Below are 21,273 nucleotides of genomic sequence, written 5' to 3'. Positions count from 1 at the left end.
GATTTGTTAAACTTATTAATCATACATGAACTATTTTAAACAGGCGATTTTAGCACTTATTATTTTTTCATCAACAGGCAGTTTTGCACAGGGTAACTACGAAAGAAGCATGCAGGCAATGATGAAAGGTGATTATAAAACAGCCGCTGCACAATTGGAAAAAGCCAGTGCCAAGACTCCCGACAATGCAAATGTATTGCAGATGCTTGGTTATTCGTATTTCCAGAACCGGGAGTATGAAAAGTGTATTGATACTTATAGCCGCTTACTAGTGATAAAACCAAATGAGGTTTCGGCTTACTACTACCGTGGAATAGCCAGGTTAAAAATTGCCAACGATCCGAAAGAATCGTTAAGTGCCATGCGCGACAATTTTTATCAGGCATCGCTTAAAGATTTTACAAAGGCAATTGAAATTAGTGGTGAAGAAGATACCCAGATGTTTCAGAACCGTGGTTTAGCCTATAAAGACTATGCAATATTTAAATCGTTTAAAGCCAAGAAAAAAGACGAAAAAGCCGCATGCGTAGCTCTTTTTAATAATTCAATTGCCGATTTTCAGAAAGTACTCACTTTGCAACCACTTAGAAAAGATATTATCGATTGGGTAACTTATGATAAGGCACAAATTGCCACTTTAAAATAAAAAAGCTTTTAAAGTAAAAAAAGGAGCCTCGATTCGATCAAGGCTCCTTTTTTATTTCAGTTTTCCAATAATCAGGTATTTTTTCAGTTTTAACAGCCTGATTTTTTGTTGTTTTTTTATCTGGTACAGACTATCGGGAAAGTAGGTTAGGGTATCCTGCGATCGATATAAGATGTTTTTATTATCGATAATAATTTCGACCTTATTAATTTTTAGATCACTCTTTTCAACCACAATTTTTTTTACCGGAATCTTTTTATTGTCTGAAGTATAGACATCTGCACGATTTTTCTGTACAATTTTAAAACTTCCCTTCCACGATGTTTTATTGATATCGGCATTTACAAAAATAGCCAGCTCTTTCTGCCAGTCGGTAATAGTGGTCGATTTATTTTCGGCTTCACCATTTATACTTACTGTTTTTTGTACAGTTGGATTGAGTTTTTGCAAACGCACTATTTCCTTTCCAAAATACCCCTTAATATCAAAATATAAAAAGCTGGTATTTGCTTCGGCAGCTTTCCGTTGGTTACAGGAAAGCAAAGCCAAGGCAAATACCGCGATATATCGTTTTTTAGTCATTATACTAAAACGTTTCCAGTCATTTCTGCAGGAATGTCAACACCTAAAATCCTTAAGACAGTAGGGGCGATGTCGCCTAGTTTACCGTCAGCAATGGTTTTGTAGTCATTATCGATTAAAATACATGGAACCAGATTAGTCGTGTGGGCAGTGTTAACAGAGCCATCGCCATTTACCATATATTCTGAGTTGCCATGATCTGCCAAAAGGATAAATGAATAGCCATTTGCAAGTCCGGTTTTGACTACAGTTTCTGCACACTTATCGGCAGTTTCTACTGCTTTTACTACAGCTTCGAAAACACCGGTATGACCAACCATATCAGGGTTTGCAAAATTTAAACAGATAAAATCTGCCCAACCGGTTTCCATTTCTTTGGTAATGGCATCGGTAATTCCTGCAGCGCTCATTTCTGGCTGTAAATCGTAGGTTGCCACTTTTGGCGAAGGAATTAAAATGCGTTTTTCGTTTGCAAATTCAGCTTCCCTGCCTCCAGAGAAAAAGAAAGTAACGTGTGGATACTTTTCTGTTTCAGCAATCCGGATCTGGTTTTTATTGTTATCGGCCAAAACTTCGCCAATGGTTTTGGTCAGGTCATCTTTGGTGAAAATTACATTTACTTTTTCAAAACTTTCATCATACGTAGTCATGGTTACATAATACAATGGCAGTTTGTGCATTTGTTGCTCAGGGAAATCTTTTTGCGTTAGCGCAGTGGTAATTTCACGACCTCTATCCGTACGGAAGTTAAAGCAAATCACTACGTCATCAGGTTGGATAGTAGCTACCGGAGCACCGTTATCCTGTGTAAGTACAACAGGTTTTAAGAACTCGTCGGTAATATTTTCATCGTACGATTTTTTGATGGCAGCCAAAGCATCCTGTGTTTTTTCGCCAATACCGTTAACCATTACATCATAAGCCTGTTTAACACGTTCCCAACGGTTGTCGCGGTCCATAGCGTAATAACGGCCAACTAAAGTAGCTAATTTGGCACCTGTATTTTGAATGTGGTTTTGTAAATCGGCAATAAAACCTAAACCTGAGTTCGGGTCAGTATCGCGGCCATCTAAAAAGGCGTGTACATAACTTTTTACGGTCGATTCGTTCGCAGCATCGCAAAGTGCTTTTAAATGTTCGATATGTGCATGTACACCACCGTTTGATACCAAACCGATAAAATGCACTGCTTTGTTGTTCTTTTTAGCGTAATCGAATGCGTTTACTAAAACAGGGCTGTTGTGCAGCTCGCGGTCGGCAATTGCTTTGTTTATTCTGCCCAGTTCCTGGTAAACCACGCGGCCGGCACCTAAATTCATGTGACCCACTTCCGAGTTTCCCATTTGTCCGGCTGGTAAACCTACGGCCTCACCAGATGCTTCAAGCTTAGAATTTGGATAATTCTGTAATAACGAATCGAAAAAAGGAGTGTTAGCAGCATAGGCAGCATCAGAATTATCTTGTTTTCCGTAGCCCCAACCATCTAGAATTATAAGCGCGAGTTTTTTATTGTTTACCATCTTTATTTAAAAAATTATTGATCAGCTTAAAACATTTTTACCTTAAACCTGTTTTAGTGTTTTGTTTATATGGCAAATATAACTTTATTGGATGTTATACAAATTAAGAAATCCTTTTTTTGATATGCTAATGGCATAATTTTAGCTGTACGCTTCTGTATAAAATACAGAAATGATCCGGAGCTTATTCTTATTAATCTTTAGTTTATCATCATTATACCGTCCCACAGCTATGCAGGCTGATATTATTGATGATTTGTCGTCGTATTTTAAGGCGGGCAATGCGAAAGAAATTGCCAAAAATTTTGCCTCTACCATCGAACTGATTATTGTTGATGAAGAAGATGTATACTCAAAAGCACAGGGTGAACAGATTTTAAGAGACTTTTTTATCAAGCATCCGCCCACCAAAACAAGTATTTTTCATAAAATTAATACCAACCCCAATTACCGTTTTGGCGTAGTTATTTTGAGTACCCCCAAAGAAACTTTCAGGGTTTCGATTACCATGAAAAAGTTTAATACTGCGTTTTCTATTACTGAGCTGAGAATTGAGCCAGCCAAGGATTAAATTCCTGCTTTCAACCATTCAGAATATCTTTATATCCATCAGTAAATTGTCTGCTAACAAATAATTCTTATTTTTGCGACATTAAAATCTACATTTTGGATACTCAACTTATACATCAATTCATAAAAAACGCCCTTACTGAAGATGTTGGCGATGGTGATCATACCTCCTTATCAACCATTCCTTCGGGCACACAGGGAAAAGCAAAACTGATTATTAAAGAAGATGGTATATTGGCAGGGATAGAGCTTGCTTTAGCCATTTTTAAGGAGGTAGATGCTGAATTAAAAGTTGATGTATTGTTGCACGACGGCGATGCAGTTAAAGTTGGCGATATTGCGCTTACCGTTTCCGGAAGTACCCATGCAATCCTGATTGCCGAGCGTTTGGTGTTAAATTGCATGCAACGTATGAGTGGCATTGCTACTAAAACGAATCACATTGTTGCTTTACTGAAAGCTACCAAAACAAAAATCTTAGATACCCGTAAAACTACGCCTGGCCTGCGCTATTTAGAGAAATGGGCTGTGAGAATAGGTGGAGGTGTAAATCACCGTATAGGCCTTTACGATATGATTTTGATTAAAGATAACCACGTTGATTATGCAGGCGGGATCTCGAACGCGATTAAGGCAGCTCAACAATATCTTTCCAATCAAAATAAAAACCTCCAGATTGAAATTGAAGTACGGAATTTAGACGAGCTGAAACAGGTTTTAGCCATTGGTGGTGTAGACCGCATTATGCTCGATAACTTCAATTTCGAAAACCTTAGGGCAGCCGTAGCATTAATTGATGGTGAATTCACTACTGAAGCATCAGGAGGCATAACCGAAGAGAATGTTGCCGAGTATGCGGCATGCGGAGTAGATTTTATTTCAATGGGCGCACTGACACACTCTGTAAAGAGCCTGGATATGAGTTTAAAAGCATACTAAAGTGATTTGCGCTAAAATTAAAAGCTTATTTTTTGTATCATTGTAGGCTATGGTTACGGTTTATTCGCTCAGTGCTTTATTATTAGCTTACCTTTTTGGATCGATACCAACAGCTGTATGGCTTGGTCAGGCCTTTTATGGCGTTGATGTAAGGGAATATGGCAGCGGTAATGCGGGTGCTACCAATACTTTTAGGGTATTGGGCAAGAAAGCCGGTATTGCCGTAATGATTATCGATATTGCAAAAGGTTATACTGCAACCAATCTGGCTTACTTAATCGGTTTATCTGTAACCGGGCCACAAAATTCTGCACCATTTGTAAATTACCAGCTTGCCTTAGGCGTAACCGCAGTAATGGGACATTTATTTCCTGTTTTTGCCGGATTTCGCGGAGGGAAAGGAGTTGCCACACTTTTTGGAATGATTTTGGCAGTTAACTTCGAAGCATCTATGCTTTGTGTTCTGGTTTTTGTTATTGTATTGCTGATTACGAAATATGTTTCATTAAGCTCCATCTGTGCAGGGTTTACCTTTCCGCTCAGTGTAGTTTTTCTTTTTCAGGTTTCTATAAAATCGGAAGTACTATACGGAATGGTAGTTTGTGTACTCATTTTAGTCACCCACCAAAAAAACCTCGAAAGATTGCTTAAAGGCAAAGAATCTAAAGTGTATCTGTTTAAGAAAAAAAGCTAATTAATTAACAAGTACATAATCAAAAACTTATTTTCAATATTCCTGTTAATATGGATATTACAGATAAGGGACGGGTATCATTAACGACAGATTTTTGAAACAATTCTTACTCCCGTTTAAAAAGGGAAGTGGAATGATTGTTCAATAACCATTGAAAACTAAATTTATAACAAATGAAAAAGCTATTTTTAACAGCAAGTGTAGCTGGTGTTTTACTGTTTAACTCTTGTTCTACAGTGCCTTTAACCGGTCGTAGCAGGTTTGATCTGGTAAGCAACGATCAGGTTTTGCCAATGGCATTTCAAGCATATAATACCTTTTTAACAGAAAATAAAACGACGGTTTTGCCAGCATCTAATGCGCAGGCCTTAAAGGTGAAAACCATAGGTAGCCGTTTAATTACGGCTGTAAAATCATACATGAACAGTAATAACTATGGTAATTTAATTGCCGATTACCAATGGGAAGTGAATGTGGTACAAAACAATGAAAAAAATGCCTGGTGCATGCCCGGTGGCAAAATTGTGGTGTATACCGGAATTTTACCAGTAACGCAAGATGATGCCGGTTTAGCTACGGTAATGGGGCATGAAATTGCGCACGCCATTGCTGGTCACTCGGCCGAGCGTATGTCGCAGGAAATGGTAGCACAAGGTATAGGTGCAGCGGCAGGTGTGGCCTTATCTAAAAATCCAAAAACACAATCCATCTTCAATACGCTTTATGGTGTAGGTACACCGGTTGCCATGCTTAAATTTAGTCGTAACCAGGAGTTGGAGGCCGATCGTTTAGGTTTAATTTTCATGGCTATGGCCGGTTATAATCCACAAAGTGCAACCAGTTTCTGGAACAGGATGTCGGCTGCCTCAGCTGGAGCACAAAAGCCGGCTGAATTTTTAAGCACACACCCTAGTGATGAAACGCGTATTGCACAGATTCAAAAATATTTGCCCGAAGCACAACAGTACTATAAGAAGTAAGGTATAAGGCTTAAGGTCGAAGATAGAAAGGTGGAAGGTTTGGCATGATGCATAAACTTTCCACCTTTTTTATTTAGGGAAAAATGGCGTTTATTAATTCGTTTGGCGTTTAGCGTCGGTTGACAGATTAGACTGGAGTTAGCTATGAACTAATGAACAATTGAGCCAATAAACCAACTACCCACCTAAAACCTTCAAAATGGCACTAGCTTTAAGTAAACATTCTTCATATTCTTTCTCGGCATCGCATTGATAGGTGATGGCTCCACCCACCTGAAAGGATAGGTATTTTGACTCGGCATTAAATAATATGCTGCGGATAACCACGTTAAAATCGAAATCTCCATCCGGGCTTATACAGCCAAAAGAACCTGAATAAATACCGCGTTTGGCCTCTTCGTATTGTTCAATAAGCTGCATGGCTTTAACTTTAGGAGCGCCGGTCATAGAGCCCATTGGGAAGGCATTTTTAATGGCATCGATAAAATGAATATCCGGATCGAGCTCACAGCTAATGGTCGAGATCATCTGGTGCACCTGCGGAAAGCTGTATATGCCAAAAAGCTCATCAACCTTCACCGTGCCTTTTACAGCCGATTTAGTAAGATCGTGACGTACCAAATCAACAATCATTACATTTTCGGCCTGCTCTTTAATATCGTTTCTTAAAGCCTGTTTAATCTGCTCATCTGTATCGGGATTTGCACTGCGTTTTGCTGTTCCTTTAATTGGTTGCGATATTAATCGATTGCCGCGTTTGCACATAAACCTTTCTGGCGTAGCCGATAAAATATACTGGTTGTACACTTTAAAGTAACCGGCAAATGGGGTTGGCGAAAGCTGGTTCAGCGCTTCAAAAGTTCCAATAGGATTGATCTGCGCATTTTCTGCAAAAAACTCCTGGCAAAAATTAACCTCATAAATATCGCCACGAATGATGTGGCTTTTTAAGCTTTCAATTTTGCTGATATATTGCGCTTTTGAAATTTTTTGATGGATGTTTAATATAACAGGAGAATTTTCTGTTTGGAGCTGAAAAATACTGATTTCATCTAAAATGGTCCGATCACCAATTAATATTTCAGTTTTACCATTTTTAAAAGCAATCAGGTATTCTGGAATAAAGAAATATAAATCCAGGAAGTTTAATTGATCAGCATGATTAGATTGCAGATTTTCCGTTTCGTTTTTAAGATCGTAACTGAAAAAACCGAAAAGCCATTGCTTATTGATCGATTGAAATGTTTTTAATTGATCAAAAGCAGTGCCTGAGGAGCATTTTAGTTCACTTTGCACTCCTGCTGCAATAACAAAATCGTAGGCCGAGTAAGCGTCTTTATATTGATTGGAATCAAGAAAGCAGCAAACATCGAACTGGTTAGCCCAGTGCAGTGCTTTTTGTTTAAAATCTGATATGTTTTGTAGGGTTTCCAAGCTGCGGCAAAGGTAAAAATAGCGCTGGTAATTGTAAGCAATTAATTTTTATCTTTTTGAAAAGCTATAATCTTCGTTGCAACGAGGATTGATGAGGACAGCGATTATATTGCTAATATATTCGAAAATTTCTTATAATTGATTCTGCATTGGTTTGGTCTAGGCAATTTCCAAACTGTTTTTTATCAATTTTTAATCGAATTTAATAATTGATCGTGGGTTATGCAATTGCCATTTTTAAATTCCTTTTCTGCGGCTAACAGCTCGTTATTGTATTGCTCTGTGCTTAGGTTCGAATTTTCTTTTTTGCCTTTTATAAAGACCTTAAGCATTTTAACAACAGAATTTTTTCAACATTGTCTAGCTGAGTAAAATAATTGAGCATTTCGTTTTCTAAGGTAGTTGCCATAATAAAATGTTTCTAATCAAAAATAATCAAATGATAAGCAAATAATTGAGTTAGCTTACTGTAAAACAAAAAAGCAATCCGTTTTGGATTGCTTTTTAATGTATTTCCGTCATTTCGAAGGAAGTACCTGCCCGTTCAGGCAGGGAGAAATCTATCGGTTTGACGATATTAATTAATGTAATTCTAAAGTTTGTGCCCTGTCTGGTCCTACCGAAAGGAATTTGATTGGCACTTGCAATTCTTTTTCTAAGAAGGCAATGTACTCAGTCAATTTAGCCGGAATTTCATCAACAGAAGTAATTTTAGTTACGTCAGTTGCCCAGCCGTCAATTGCTTTTAGTACTGGTTTTGGTTCGATAGAAATGATATCATAAGGCATATAATCAATCGTTTCGCCATTGTATTCGTAGTGTGTACATGCATAAATGGTATCGAAAGTATCTAAAACATCAGCTTTCATCATAATTAATTCGGTAACACCGTTTAACATGATGGCATATTTTAATGCAGGTAGATCGATCCAGCCACAACGACGGGCACGGCCTGTGGTTGCGCCAAACTCATGACCTAAGGCACGTAAATTCTCTCCAACTTCGTTGTCTAACTCAGTTGGGAAAGGACCACCACCAACACGGGTGCAGTAAGCTTTGAAGATACCGTAAACAGCACCAACTTTATTTGGGGCAATACCTAAACCGGTACATGCACCTGCAGTTGTGGTGTTGCTTGATGTTACGAAAGGATACGATCCGAAATCAACATCCAGTAAAGTTCCTTGTGCACCTTCTGCTAAAACAGCTTTACCTTCTTTCAGGTAACCGTTTACAAAATGCTCACTATCTACATGAGGGATGGTTTTCAAGAACTCAATTGCTTCGAAGAAAGCAGTCTCTTTCTCAGCCAGTTCATATTCAAAACCTTCGTAGTGAGAAAGAATCTCAGTGTGTTTTTCTACCAGTTTAGTATAGCGCTCTTTAAAATCAGGTAGGGTAGTATCGCCAACACGTAAACCATTACGGCCGGTTTTATCCATGTAAGTTGGACCAATACCTTTTAAGGTAGAACCAATTTTGTTTTTACCCATGCGTGCCTCGTTGGCCGCATCTAATAACTGATGACTAGGTAAAATTAAGTGTGCTTTACGGGCAATTACCAGTTTACCATCGGCAACCGGATCGTGACCAGCTTTTTTTAAATTATCTAATTCTCTTTTTAAGATAATAGGGTCTATTACTACACCATTTCCGATAAGGTTCATGGTTTTTTCGTTAAAAATTCCTGATGGGATGGTATTTAAAACGAATTTTTTGCCATCAAACTCTAAAGTATGTCCGGCATTTGGGCCGCCCTGGAAACGGGCAATAAGATCATATTTTGGACTTAGTACATCAACGATTTTTCCCTTTCCTTCATCGCCCCATTGCAGGCCGAGAAGTACATCTACTTGCGTCATTATTTAATAAATTAAGCTGGTTTTATTTGTATTATAATTTAATTTGTTTCCAGATTTGCTGTTGTAGCGGCACTCTCGTTTACTTTGTTGGCCATACTGCAATCAGAGCAGAAACCATAAAGGTTTAACGAGTGGTGTTTAACATCAAATTTTAAGAGATCACCAACCATGGTTTGGATTTGGTGTATCCGGGGGTCGCAGAATTCTACTACTTTACCGCATTCGATACAGATTACGTGATCGTGCTGGCGGTAACCATAAGATTTTTCGAATTGCGCCATGTTTTTACCAAACTGGTGCTTGGTAACTAAATCACACGAAACCAATAACTCCAGCGTGTTATAAACCGTTGCACGGCTAACGCGGTACTTCTGATTTTTCATGTGGATGTACAGGGTTTCTACATCAAAGTGGTCGTTTCTTGAATATATTTCTTCCAATATAGCGAAACGCTCTGGTGTTTTACGTAGATTTTTGTTCTCTAAATAAGCCTCAAAAATCTTGCGAACGAGCTCATTTGTTTTTTGTTCAGACATAGTTTTTAAACTCCATTCAAAGGTAGTCAATTAGTTTGATTGTTCGAGGGTTAGATTGTTGAAATGTTGTAATAAGTCCGGAGGTCGTCAAGACTTAGGTCCGAAGTTCAATCTGAAAATAGCATGTAGCTTACCATCTAGACTTCGGACTCCTGACTTCCGGACTAATTATGCATCAAACCTGGTAACCCCGGTAACTCCTCTAACTTTTAATAAATTTTTAATCAGGTTTTCTAAGTGTTCTGTATCGTTTACAAAAATCATAATCGAACCGTCAAATATCCCCTCATTAGTGTCGACAGTAATCGACCGCATGTTCACCTTAAAATCAGTAGAAATAACCCTCGTAATGTTGTTAATTAAACCAACATCATCAATACCTACAATGCGTAAGCCAGTCAAGAAGGTAAGTTCCTGTTGTTTATTCCATTTAGCCTTAACTACTCTATAGCCATAATTCGACATCAGCTGTGCTGCATTCGGACAATTGGTACGGTGAATTTTTATCCCTTCACTTACGGTAACAAAACCAAAAACGTCATCGCCCGGAATCGGGTTACAACAGGCGGCCAGGGTATAATCTATTTTTTGCTGGTCTTCTCCAATTAATAAAATATCGTTTTCAGAGCCTTTAATTTTGGTTTTAACCATATCAACCGTTAGGTTTTCTGGTCGTTCAGGTGCCCTGCTTTCTACTTCTTTTTCGCTTGATAGATATTCCTTAATGTCTTTAAGCTCTATTTTGCCTAGGGCAACATTAACAAAAAGCTCCTGTGTTGAAGACAGTTTAAAGAAATAACTCAGTTTTTGAAGGTTATCGGTATTGTAGGTGATTTTTAGCGATTTCAGCTTTCTTTCTAAAATCTCCTTGCCATTTTCGGCAATTTTTCGCTTTTCTTCTTTTAATGATGACTTGATTTTCGACTTGGCCTTTGCCGTAACCACTACATTGAGCCAGTCTTCTTTTGGTGTTTGCTTGCTGGAAGTAATGATTTCTACCTGATCGCCATTTTGCAACTTGTAAGAAATGGGTACAAGTTTGTGGTTAACCTTGGCACCAATACAGGTTGCACCTACGTCGGTATGGATTTCGAAAGCGAAATCTAAAGCGGTAGCGCCCAACGGCAACTGAATTAAAGCTCCTTTTGGTGTGAAAATGAAAATCTCATCCGAAAAAAGGTTCATTTTGAAATCGTCGAGAAAATCCAAAGCATTGGCTTCCGGATTATTCAGCATTTCGCGTACTTTCTGGATCCATTGATCAAGTCCGTTATCGTTGCTTGATTCTTTGTATTTCCAGTGTGCAGCGAAACCTTTTTCGGCAATTTCGTTCATTCTTTGCGTACGGATTTGTACTTCTACCCATTGGCCACGCGGCCCCATTACTGTAGTATGCAAGCTTTCGTAACCATTTCCTTTAGGCGATGAAACCCAGTCGCGTAAACGGTCGGGGTTAGGGCGGTATAAATCTGTAACTATTGAATAAGCTTTCCAGCAATCAGCCTTTTCATTTTCAGGTGCCGAATCCAGGATAATCCGGATAGCAAAAAGATCGTACACCTCTTCGAAAGGGATATTTTTCTTTTTCATCTTGTTCCAGATGGAATGGATTGATTTTGGCCTGCCATATACATCAGCAACCAGCCCTTGTTCGTGCACAATTTCATCAATAGGCTCAACGAACTTTTTGATAAACAGTGCCCTTTCGGTTTTTTTCTCGTTCAGTTTCTTGGCAATAAATTTATAGGTGTCAGGATCAAGATATTTCATGGAAAGATCTTCTAATTCTGATTTTATCGCATATAAACCCAAACGGTGGGCGAGGGGGCATATAAATAAATGGTTTCGGATGCGATTTTAAGCTGCTTGTGGCGCGGCATAAAATCCATGGTACGCATGTTATGCAACCTATCCGCAAGTTTGATCAGGATTACCCTTACGTCGTCGGCCAGGGTAAGCAGCATTTTACGGAAATTTTCGGCCTGTAAAGAGCTGTTGGTATCAAAAACACCTGAAATTTTGGTTAAACCATCTATAATTTTGGCGGTTTTTTTGCCAAATTCGCGTTCAATATCTTCTAAAGTAATATCGGTATCTTCTACCACATCGTGCAACAAAGCGCACACTATAGAGGTAGTGCCCAAGCCGATTTCTTCGGCGGCAATTTGTGCCACAGCAATAGGATGATAAATGTAAGGTTCGCCCGATTTACGGCGCATATCTTTATGGCTTTCGAGTGCCATATCAAAAGCTTTGCGGATTTCCTTTTTATCGCCCTTCTGTAAAGTAGATTTACTGGCGCGTAATAATGCCCTGTATCTTTTAAGGATCTCTTGCTTTTCTGCCTCTAAATCAATCACTAACTCTGTTTTCATTTGTATTTTTTGCGTAAAAATTGCGTCTTATTTATGAATAAAACTTATATTAGTTCTGTGAAACAACTAATATATGAAATAACACCTAACTTTGTAAAAGTATAAATTTATGAAAATTAAAGGGCTCTTTTTTCTTTGTATTGTAATGATTTATGGTGTTTCACTGCAGGCGCAGGAACCGGTGGCTCCAGTATTTCCTAAATTAGGTAGAAACGATACAATTAGAGTAGCCTCTACTAACGATAATGGTATAATGATTCCGTGGATGCAGCTGGAAGATGTTTCTATTTATGCGGCCAGAATATGGAAGTCGCCTGCTGAGCAGGCTGCTTACAACCGTTTAAGATACAATGTGTTAAAAGTAATGCCTTACGCTTTATTTGCCAAACGCAGATACGAGCAACTGGAACAGGACCTGGCCCGTACACCGGAAAAAAAGGAACAAAAACAACTGGTTAAACAATGTGATAAAGAAATTAAAGACATGTTTAACCGAGAAATAAAGGAACTAACAATTACTCAGGGACAGATTTTAACGAAACTGATTGACCGTGAAGTTGGGCGTACCACCTACGATATTGTGAAACAAACCAAAGGAGGTTTTGCTGCGTTTTCATATCAGATTGTTGCCCGCGTAGTTGGCCATAATTTAAAAAGCACTTACGACCCGACAGAGGATAGGGATATAGAATCTATTATCCGCACATCGGGTTTTTATCAATAAAAAATAATGCAGGAAAGCATTCCGAATATTTATCCGTTTAAGGTTAAGAAAATCAATGGCGACGATCAGCCGCTATCTGCCTACAGGAATAAAGTAGTACTTATCGTAAATACAGCATCAGCCTGCGGATTTACGCCGCAATTAAAAGAATTACAACAGCTTAAAGACGAAATTAACCATCCCGATTTCGAAATATTAGGCTTCCCCAGCAACGATTTTGGTAAACAGGAGCCTCTTGATGGTACTGACATCGCTTCCTTTTGCGAGATTAACCATGGCGTTAAATTCCCGGTTTTTGATAAAATTATGATACGTGGACAGCTTATGCACCCACTTTATCAGTTTTTGAGCGATAAAAAACAAAATCGTAAATTAAGTTCGAAACCCCGCTGGAACTTTCACAAATACCTGGTAAACAGAAATGGTGAACTGGTTGATTTTTATCTGCCTTTTACCAAACCTTTAAGTACAAAAATCAAAAAGAAAATTCAGCAGTTGCTGAATGAAAATGCCCGATAAAACCTATGAAATTAGATATTTTAGTTATAGCCGTTCATCCTGACGATGCTGAGCTTTGCTGTTCAGGAACAATTTTAAAACATATTGCATTGGGTAAAAAGGTTGGCATTGTTGACCTTACCCGTGGCGAATTGGGTACACGCGGTACCGCCGAAACCCGGGATGAAGAAGCTGCGCAGTCGGCCAAAGTACTGGGGCTGCATGTACGCGAGAACCTTGGTATGCGCGATGGCTTTTTCCAGAACGATGAGTTTCATCGTTTAGAGATAGTTAAAGTGATCCGTAAATATCAGCCAGAAATTATTTTAAGTAATGCCTTAGAAGATCGTCATCCGGATCATGGCCGCGCAGGAGATTTGGTTTTTGATTCGGTATTTTTATCGGGTTTACCAAAAGTGGAGACAGTTTTAAATGGTGTTAAACAAGAAGCACACCGCCCGAGGTTACTTTTGCAATATATTCAGGACCGTTATTTAAGGCCTGATATTATTGTTGATATTTCTGATCACATGGATGCCAAAATTAAATCGATCCAAGCATTTAAAACACAGTTTTATAACCCTGATGTTGATGGATTGCAAACTTATATTTCATCGCCTGAGTTTTTTGAGAGTGTGATCGGTCGTGCAAGAGAGTTTGGCAAGAGCATTGGCACAACTTTCGGCGAGGGCTTTACCTCGAGGAAATTATTAGGTGTTGATAACCTGTTTGATTTGCGGTAGTAAAACAGATTTTAACCATATAAGAAACATAAGGCAACATAAGTTTATATGTTCTTTTATGACTTATGTGGTTAAGTTGTTATAATACTACAATATATCGGTGAGCCTCATTGGGCTTCTACATCTGAACAAAACCGCCATTTATTTGTTACGCTAAAAACAAATCATAATGGCGAACATATTCTCTTCTCTCAAAAACGCATATAAGCTTTTTAAACATGTAGATTTCGATAAGTTAGATGCCTTGTCGAAAAAAGTTGATCTGCCTAAAATGGTGGAAACCATCTCAAATCTGGATGATAAACAGATTCAGGGGATGATGAAGATGATGGGTGGATCGCATATAAAGAAAGAACTGCCACCTATTGAAGGCGATTTTTATCATCTGGGCGATGAAGCTTTAAAAGATGAAGACCGCGAGCTGCAATTAAAAGTACGTGCTTTTTTAGAAAAGGAAGTTAAGCCTATTGTAAACCAATATTGGAACAAAGCAGAATTTCCGTTCGAAATTATACCCAAACTTGCCGAGCTAAACATTTGCGGGTTAACTTACAAAGGCTATGGCTGTCCTGGTAAATCGAACCTGATGGAAGGGATCTTAGCGATGGAAATGGCCAGAATTGATACCTCTATTTCGACCTTTTTTGGTGTGCAAAGTGGTTTGGCCATGGGTTCGATTTATTTATGTGGATCGGAGGAACAAAAACAACAATGGCTGCCCCTCATGCAGCAGTTTAAAATTATCGGAGCATTCGGCTTAACCGAGCCCGAAGTAGGTTCGGCCGCAGCAGGTGGCTTAACTACAACTTGTAAAAAAATAGGTGACAAATGGGTTTTAAACGGTCAGAAGAAATGGATTGGCAACGCAACCTTTGCCGATATATTGGTGATTTGGGCACGCGATGAGGAAAGTAGTGAGGTAAAAGGCTTTATTGTTAAAAAAGACAATCCGGGTTTTGCAGTAGAAAAAATGCAGAATAAAATGGCACTCCGGATTGTTCAGAATGGTTTAATTACCTTAACCAATTGCGAAGTAGAAGAGGCCGATCGTTTGCAAAATGCCAACTCATTTAAAGATACCGCAAAGGTTTTACAGATGACACGGGCAGGTGTGGCCTGGCAAGCTGTAGGTTGTGCCCGTGGTGCGTACGAGAATGCTCTCGATTATACCCGAACCCGGAAACAGTTTGGTAAACCGATTGCCTCTTTTCAATTGATCCAAAACCATTTAGTAGAAATGCTATCGAATTTAACAGCGATGCAAACGTTATGTTTTCGTTTATCTCAGCTACAGGATCAGGGTTTGCTGAAAGATGAACATGCTTCGCTGGCCAAGGTTTTTTGCTCGCTGCGCACGCGTGATGTGGTAAGCAGGGCACGTGAGGTAATGGGTGGCAATGGCATTTTGTTGGAATACAATGTGGCCCGTTTCGTTGCCGATGCCGAAGCCATTTATTCTTACGAGGGCACGAAGGAAATCAATACATTGATAGTTGGACGGGCAATAACGGGCTTTTCGGCTTTTGTGTGATGGTTGTTAGTTCCTGAATCTAATGGTTTTTTTTTCACAAACCACCTACTATAAACCAAGATTCGATTCTGTCAATTGAAATATCATGGTCGGTCTGTGAAGACACAAACCGATAGGATTAAGGCCAAAGGCGAGTCAAAGACTCTTTTCCATTCAATAATCCGTAGAGCCTTTCAGAACTCTACGGACAGACCAATGGCGGCTAAAAAGGATGTTTGTTAAAAGCTACCTGGCTCATGGCACTTTTTTCGTACAAAGCAATACAGGCTTTATTAAAAACCGGATCGAAATTAACTTCACCCGGCTGTAAACTTTGCGGAACGCTTGCATTTTGCATAAAGAAATATACTTTGGTATTGCCATACTTAGTATGTGGCATTAAATTACCATAATCTTCCAGCTCTTCCCAAACCGAGTCTTTAACCGTTACCACATAAATACGCTGTACAGGTCCGGTATTGTTATCGTTTCTGTATTTGGCAATTTCTTTAAAACCAGCTTTCATTCCCTCAATTCCCGGTTGGTTAAAAGTATCTTTAACCATAAAGAAAATAAGGATTAAAACAATTGCTGCAATGCTATAGATAAGAAATTTTCTACTCATGCCTACAATAAAGGCAATATTTTTTCCATAATGGTCAAGCCTTCGTCAATATGTTTTTGCTCAATGCAAAGTGCCGGGCGGAAGCGAATTGTTTTTTCGCCACATCCCAAAAACATCACATTGTTTTCCAGTCCTTTGCTTATAAAAGTATTACGAATCTCTTTGTTTGGGAAATCGAAAGAGCAAAGCAATCCTCTTCCGCGTACATTTGCCATCTGATCAAACCTTTGCGATAAGCTTTCCAATTGATCTCTTAAATAAGCACCCACTTTGGTTGCATTTTCGCAAAGCTGATCTTCTTCTACAATCTGCAGGATTTGAGTTGAGCGTACCATATCAACCAGGTTGCCACCCCAGGTAGAGTTGATACGACTTGGTACTTTAAATACATTGGTTTCTATTTCATCTATTTTTTTTCCTGCTAAAATACCGCATACCTGCATTTTTTTGCCGAATGCGAGAATGTCAGGACGTGCTTTTTCGCTAAAGTGCTGGTGACACCAGAATTTACCCGTTAAGCCAACACCCGTTTGTACTTCATCATAAATTAAACAAGCTTCATTTTCGTCGGCAAGGGCTTTTAACTGGATTAAGAATTCCTCACGTAAATGGTTGTCGCCACCCTCCGATTGGATAGGCTCTACAATAATGGCACAGATATCGTCTTTATGATTGGCAAAAGCCTTTTTAATCTGAGCGATGGATGTTTCTTCGGTTTCAACGGCATGGGTTAGGTTGTTGCCCGATAGCGGAAATTTAACCTCGGGAACCGAGACCCTTGGCCAGTCGAATTTGGCAAACCATTTGGTTTTATCGGGCAGGGTATTGGTTAAACTCAGGGTATAACCCGTGCGACCGTGGAAAGCCCTTTCGAAATGCAATACTTTAAAGCCCTTTTCGCTGGTGTAACCTTTGGCAAAGTTTTTTTGCACTTTCCAGTCCATGGCCACTTTTAAAGCATTTTCTACCGCCAGACCGCCGCCTGCTATAAAAAAAGCGTGGTGTAGGTAATCGGGGATACCCACTTGGGAAAAAGTTTCTACAAATTGAGCGTATTGCTGTGTGTAAACATCAGAGTTAGATGGGTTGGCCAAAGCAGCCTGGAAAAGACTTTTCTTAAAAGCCTCATCATTGATCATTTTTGGGTGATTGTATCCTAAAGGAACAGATGCAAAACAGGTGAAAAAATCGAGCAGGGTTCTATTGTGTTTCGAATCGTAAATATAGGCGCCCTGACTCTTTTCCATATCGTAAGTCAGATCGAAACCATCAGCTAAAATGTGCTTACTTAAAGATTCACTAACGCGGTTTGCAGGTACTGTTAATTGATACATAAACTTGGATTTGGTATAATCCAAATTTAGTTAAATGTGCCTGAAATCAAAATTTAAGCACTTTTTATGCCTGTAAAGCAAAAAACAGGTTTAAACAGTTTAAAGTATGTTTATAGACAAATTTGTGTTTTGGACTTCACAGATGTGGAAAACTTTTTCAGGAAAAGCTTCTTATAGACTTGAATTTAAGTTTGAATTTTCTTTCTAAGAATGGATGTTCATTGTAAACTCATCGCATTGCTGGTTATAAACTGATGAGGTTTTGATATATTTGTGTATCTAATTTTTCTTATTAAATATGCGAAAGATCATCGCTCTTGTATTTGTTTTTATTTTATGTTCGTATGTTGCAAGAGCTGCTATTTTTACAGTAAGTAGTAGTGCAGATAGTGGAATAGGCTCATTAAGAGAAACGCTACAATTGGCTGCAGCTAATGGTAGCGCCGAAACAGACTATATTTATTTCAATATTACTAATCAGCCTGTTCTGATTAGCATAGTGAGTCCATTAATACTTTCTTCAAACTTGGTGATTGATGCCACAACTTTGCCCGGGCCTGCTTTGGGATTATCCAGTGCAAAGGTAACTCTGAAAACCAGCGTCTCTTATGTTTCCGATGTAACCCCTATTGGTTTCTCAGGCACGAGTTTAAAAAACCTGGAAATCTATGGTTTTTACTTTTCATTTTTTGCTAATGCGGCTTCAAGATCGTCTACACCCATTTCACTCAATAATTGTGAAAATATTATTATCGGGGCACCAAATAAAGGAAATGTATATGGTAAAATCGATGTTAATCTTAGCATGTTTAAATGTAATAAGATCAAAGTTTCAAACAATTGGTTTGCCTTCAATCCGGAGCGTACGGAGCTATTGGGAACAGCTTTTGGCTCTATGTTAAGATTTTATCAGTGCGATAATATTTTAATTGGAGGAGATACCAAAGCCGAAGGCAATCAGTGTGGATATATTTATAGGGGTATGCTAATTACAGGTATTGATCCATCTACACAAAGTGTACAGCAAAGAGGAGAGATATGTGTTATTAAAAATAATGTTTTCGGGGATGAGTTACTTAAAGGGGGCTTATCAGATCCCCATATCATTCAAAATTTTAAAAAAGTAGAATTGCTTAATAATTTTACTTCCATGAGCGCAGGTTTCAGTTTTAAGGATATATCGGTGGGGATGTTAATTCAAGGAAACAGTTTTGGGGTTGGCGCATTAAATACTCAAGGATCTTACGCGCATTCTTTGCTTGATTTCGATGCTTGTAATAATGTATTGATAGGCGGTAAAGATGCAGGACAAGCCAATATTTTAGCTAATAATAAATATGGGGGTTTTGGGCCAGGTATTTATGCAACTAATTGTGGAGATATTCTCTTGCAGAGAAATTCGATTTATTGCACAGCACAAAGTATTGTTTACAAACCAGAAAATAGTAAAGTAGAACTTCCTGTGATAAATATCACAAATTACAGTAATGGTGTACTAACCGGAACGGCAACTCCAAATTCTGAAATTGAGGTATATACCGATGGCGAATGTATGCAGTGTGAAGCTAAAGCCTATGCAGCAAACACTATGGCAGATGCCTCGGGGAAATGGACCATTACTATCCCTTCTGATATAGGTTTCACCGCTTCAGCCAGTATAAACAACCGAACATCTAAATTCCTTGGGCTTAGCTTTCTGGCAGGAAATGTTTCTGTTAAAAATACTAGTTGCGGTCTAAACAATGGATATATTAAAGGTTTAAAGGTTATTGGGGCAACGCGTATAGAATGGAAAGATAGTAAGGGCAATTTAGTTGGGAATACAGAAGAATTAATAAATGTTAAACCAGATATTTATACCTTTCAGGCTTTTTTGGGGACCACCTGTAAAACGCAAACCTTATCCTATTCAGTGAAAGATGGCCAACCGCAACTATTTACAGGCATTATGCTCATTAGTCCGGAGAACTGTAACAAGGAAGATGGTGGGATTAAAAATCTTTTTATTTCTAATCAAAACGATTTTACTACAAAATCATTTAAATGGATAGATGAAAAAGGGGAAGTAAAGGGAAATAGTTTGATTCTTAGTAATGTAAAAAGTGGTAAATACACACTACAGTTAACAACTGCTGATGATTGTGTGGCAACATTTGGTCCTTTTGAAATTCCAGCCAAGGGTGTGCCTTTAATCGATAAAGTTAAGGTTAATATTACTAAAGCTGGTTGCGGTAGTTCAAATGGGAGTATTACGAATGTTATCGTTTCAGGTGTGGGTAAAATTAAATTGGTTTGGAAAGATGAACAAAAAAACATCATTAGTCAGGAAAGTGAACTGGTTAACGTTCCTGGTGGAAAGTATTTTCTTGAAGTAAGTGATGAGGGGATATGTGGCGCTGCGGTTTACGATTTTGAAATTCCCATATTAAATGCTATAACTATAGATGATCAAACAGCAGATATACAAAATGCGAGCTGTATTGCAGATAATGGTCATATTAAAAAGCTTAATATTATATCTGCATCAACTGGTTTTAGTTTCAAATGGATCAATGAATCAGGTATACAGGTAGGGGATAAACAAGACCTGGAAAATTTAGCTGCCGGAAAATATACTTTAATCGTTGATAATGGTTACTGCACGGCAAACCGTACTTTTAATATTATCCGTCAAAGCTCCATAACTTATCCTGACTTTCCATTTATGATTACACCTGCAACCTGCAATTTAAATAATGGCTCAGTTAAAATAAATACTGCAGATTATCATGAAAATATTGAGTTTAGGTGGCTAGATAGGGAAGGAAAAGAAATTGGCAACAGCAATGAAATTTTAAATTTAAGTGAAGGAGATTATCAACTTTATCTCCGGGATGAAAACAAATGTGAAATTTTCTACAAAACATACGTCATTGAAAGAATTACACCGCTTTCAATCGATCCTGAAAGTACGCACATTACAAATGATCGATGCGGCATGGGTGTAGGTTCTGTCGCAAACATTTCTATAAAAGGTGGTATTTTACCGTATCATTATACTTGGAGAAATACTGATGGTGAAATTATATCTACAAATATTGGATTGGATAATGTTAAGGAAGGTCTTTACTTTTTAACGATAACAGATAATAGTAATTCTACCTGCTCCGAGCAAAGCTTTAACTTTACAATTTCTAATTCAGGAGAAATCATTAGTCCACCTATCGTTTATCCATCTTTATTATGTGCAGAAGGCGAAGGTATTATTAGGGCTAATGCCAATACCTCGGGAATGTTTAATCTATATGATAAGGCTACAAATGGAAAGTTACTAGCCAGTAATGAAACCGGTTTTTTTAAATTGAATATATTAAAATCTTCTACTTTCTTTATGAGTTTAGCTAACGGAACCTGTGAAAGTGAAAGGGCTGTTGTACCAATTATATTTTCAGAAAAGGCAATAGAAATTCCGAATTCAATTAGCCCTAATGATGATGGAGTTAATGACACCTGGCGAATTTCGAACATTGATCAATACCCTAAGGCCAGTATAAAAATTTTTAACAGAAATGGTAATGTGATTTTTACCTCTGAGGGTTATCAAAAGGAATTTGATGGAAAGACGAATGGCAGAGTAATAGCAGCAGGAGTTTATTTTTATGTAATCAATTTGGCTCCTGACTGTAAACAGTATAGTGGTAGTCTTACGATTTTCCTATAAT

At 38.3% G+C, this 21,273-nt stretch carries 17 protein-coding genes and 1 pseudogene; 10 read left to right on the top strand and 8 right to left on the bottom strand.

Annotated elements, in window-relative coordinates:
- Nucleotides 1–25 precede the first annotated feature (25 nt).
- Entirely contained in the window at nucleotides 26–646 is a 621-nt protein-coding gene (locus G7074_RS03415; protein WP_124562154.1) for a tetratricopeptide repeat protein, read from the top strand.
- Between the two features lie 51 nt (nucleotides 647–697).
- Here G7074_RS03415 and G7074_RS03410 read toward each other — a convergent pair whose 3' ends face one another.
- Together G7074_RS03410 and gpmI are read right to left on the bottom strand one after the other, a co-directional pair.
- Nucleotides 698–1,228 carry a hypothetical protein gene (locus G7074_RS03410; RefSeq protein WP_124562153.1) on the bottom strand — a complete coding sequence of 177 codons (531 nt, stop codon included), beginning with the start codon at nucleotides 1,226–1,228 and terminating at the stop codon, nucleotides 698–700.
- Nucleotides 1,228–2,748, bottom strand: a complete 1,521-nt coding sequence (gpmI, locus tag G7074_RS03405; RefSeq protein WP_124562152.1) for a 2,3-bisphosphoglycerate-independent phosphoglycerate mutase — start codon at nucleotides 2,746–2,748, stop codon at nucleotides 1,228–1,230. Before gpmI ends, G7074_RS03410 begins: the two co-directional genes overlap by 1 nt.
- Nucleotides 2,749–2,920: 172 nt before the next feature.
- Between gpmI and G7074_RS03400 the strand changes: the two genes are divergently transcribed.
- The 4 genes from G7074_RS03400 (at nucleotide 2,921) to G7074_RS03385 (ending at nucleotide 5,931) form a co-directional block, all read left to right on the top strand.
- Nucleotides 2,921–3,319: a DUF4783 domain-containing protein gene (locus G7074_RS03400; RefSeq protein ID WP_124562151.1), complete on the top strand. Its 399-nt coding sequence runs from the start codon at nucleotides 2,921–2,923 to the stop codon at nucleotides 3,317–3,319.
- 95 nt (nucleotides 3,320–3,414) lie between these two features.
- Entirely contained in the window at nucleotides 3,415–4,257 is an 843-nt protein-coding gene (gene nadC, locus G7074_RS03395) for a carboxylating nicotinate-nucleotide diphosphorylase (protein WP_124562150.1), read from the top strand.
- 49 nt (nucleotides 4,258–4,306) lie between these two features.
- Nucleotides 4,307–4,951, top strand: coding sequence for a glycerol-3-phosphate 1-O-acyltransferase PlsY (gene plsY, locus G7074_RS03390; RefSeq protein WP_090772588.1), 645 nt, complete (start codon nucleotides 4,307–4,309; stop codon nucleotides 4,949–4,951).
- Nucleotides 4,952–5,124: 173 nt separating this feature from the next.
- Nucleotides 5,125–5,931, top strand: a complete 807-nt coding sequence (locus tag G7074_RS03385; protein ID WP_124562149.1) for a M48 family metallopeptidase — start codon at nucleotides 5,125–5,127, stop codon at nucleotides 5,929–5,931.
- Between the two features lie 177 nt (nucleotides 5,932–6,108).
- Here the strand turns inward: G7074_RS03385 and G7074_RS03380 are convergent, their stop codons facing one another.
- The 4 genes and pseudogenes from G7074_RS03380 to G7074_RS03365 form a co-directional block, all read right to left on the bottom strand.
- Complete coding sequence (locus G7074_RS03380; protein ID WP_166207000.1) at nucleotides 6,109–7,365, bottom strand: anthranilate synthase component I family protein; 1,257 nt, start codon at nucleotides 7,363–7,365, stop codon at nucleotides 6,109–6,111.
- A 581-nt stretch (nucleotides 7,366–7,946) separates the two neighbouring features.
- On the bottom strand, nucleotides 7,947–9,227 hold the full coding sequence (locus G7074_RS03375) for an adenylosuccinate synthase (protein ID WP_166206997.1): 1,281 nt from the start codon (nucleotides 9,225–9,227) through the stop codon (nucleotides 7,947–7,949).
- A 38-nt stretch (nucleotides 9,228–9,265) separates the two neighbouring features.
- A complete protein-coding gene (locus G7074_RS03370) occupies nucleotides 9,266–9,763 on the bottom strand; it encodes a Fur family transcriptional regulator (RefSeq protein WP_124562146.1) in 498 nt (165 codons plus the stop codon).
- A gap of 168 nt (nucleotides 9,764–9,931) precedes the next feature.
- A pseudogene (locus G7074_RS03365) lies at nucleotides 9,932–12,138 on the bottom strand (bifunctional (p)ppGpp synthetase/guanosine-3',5'-bis(diphosphate) 3'-pyrophosphohydrolase).
- Between the two features lie 109 nt (nucleotides 12,139–12,247).
- On the opposite strand from G7074_RS03365, the gene G7074_RS03360 reads away from it, so the two are divergent.
- The 4 genes from G7074_RS03360 (at nucleotide 12,248) to G7074_RS03345 (ending at nucleotide 15,634) form a co-directional block, all read left to right on the top strand.
- Nucleotides 12,248–12,862 (top strand): DUF4294 domain-containing protein, encoded by a 615-nt coding sequence (locus G7074_RS03360; RefSeq protein WP_166206994.1) that lies wholly within the window; start codon nucleotides 12,248–12,250, stop codon nucleotides 12,860–12,862.
- A 6-nt stretch (nucleotides 12,863–12,868) separates the two neighbouring features.
- Nucleotides 12,869–13,381 (top strand): glutathione peroxidase, encoded by a 513-nt coding sequence (locus tag G7074_RS03355; protein WP_166206991.1) that lies wholly within the window; start codon nucleotides 12,869–12,871, stop codon nucleotides 13,379–13,381.
- A 5-nt stretch (nucleotides 13,382–13,386) separates the two neighbouring features.
- Complete coding sequence (gene bshB1 / locus G7074_RS03350) at nucleotides 13,387–14,103, top strand: bacillithiol biosynthesis deacetylase BshB1 (RefSeq protein WP_166206988.1); 717 nt, start codon at nucleotides 13,387–13,389, stop codon at nucleotides 14,101–14,103.
- Between the two features lie 169 nt (nucleotides 14,104–14,272).
- Nucleotides 14,273–15,634 (top strand): acyl-CoA dehydrogenase family protein, encoded by a 1,362-nt coding sequence (locus tag G7074_RS03345; RefSeq protein ID WP_166206985.1) that lies wholly within the window; start codon nucleotides 14,273–14,275, stop codon nucleotides 15,632–15,634.
- A gap of 202 nt (nucleotides 15,635–15,836) precedes the next feature.
- On the opposite strand, the gene G7074_RS03340 is transcribed toward G7074_RS03345, so the two are convergent.
- Nucleotides 15,837–16,238, bottom strand: a complete 402-nt coding sequence (locus G7074_RS03340) for a hypothetical protein (protein WP_166206982.1) — start codon at nucleotides 16,236–16,238, stop codon at nucleotides 15,837–15,839.
- A 2-nt stretch (nucleotides 16,239–16,240) separates the two neighbouring features.
- Entirely contained in the window at nucleotides 16,241–17,572 is a 1,332-nt protein-coding gene (gene lat, locus G7074_RS03335; protein WP_124562139.1) for an L-lysine 6-transaminase, read from the bottom strand.
- Nucleotides 17,573–17,870: 298 nt separating this feature from the next.
- Between lat and G7074_RS03330 the strand changes: the two genes are divergently transcribed.
- Nucleotides 17,871–21,272, top strand: a complete 3,402-nt coding sequence (locus G7074_RS03330; protein WP_166206979.1) for a gliding motility-associated C-terminal domain-containing protein — start codon at nucleotides 17,871–17,873, stop codon at nucleotides 21,270–21,272.
- Nucleotide 21,273: the final 1 nt, after the last annotated feature.

Source organism: Pedobacter sp. HDW13 (assembly GCF_011303555.1).
In the GTDB taxonomy this organism is placed as follows: Bacteria; Bacteroidota; Bacteroidia; order Sphingobacteriales; family Sphingobacteriaceae; genus Pedobacter.
This window is presented reverse-complemented; position numbering and strand designations above follow the sequence as displayed.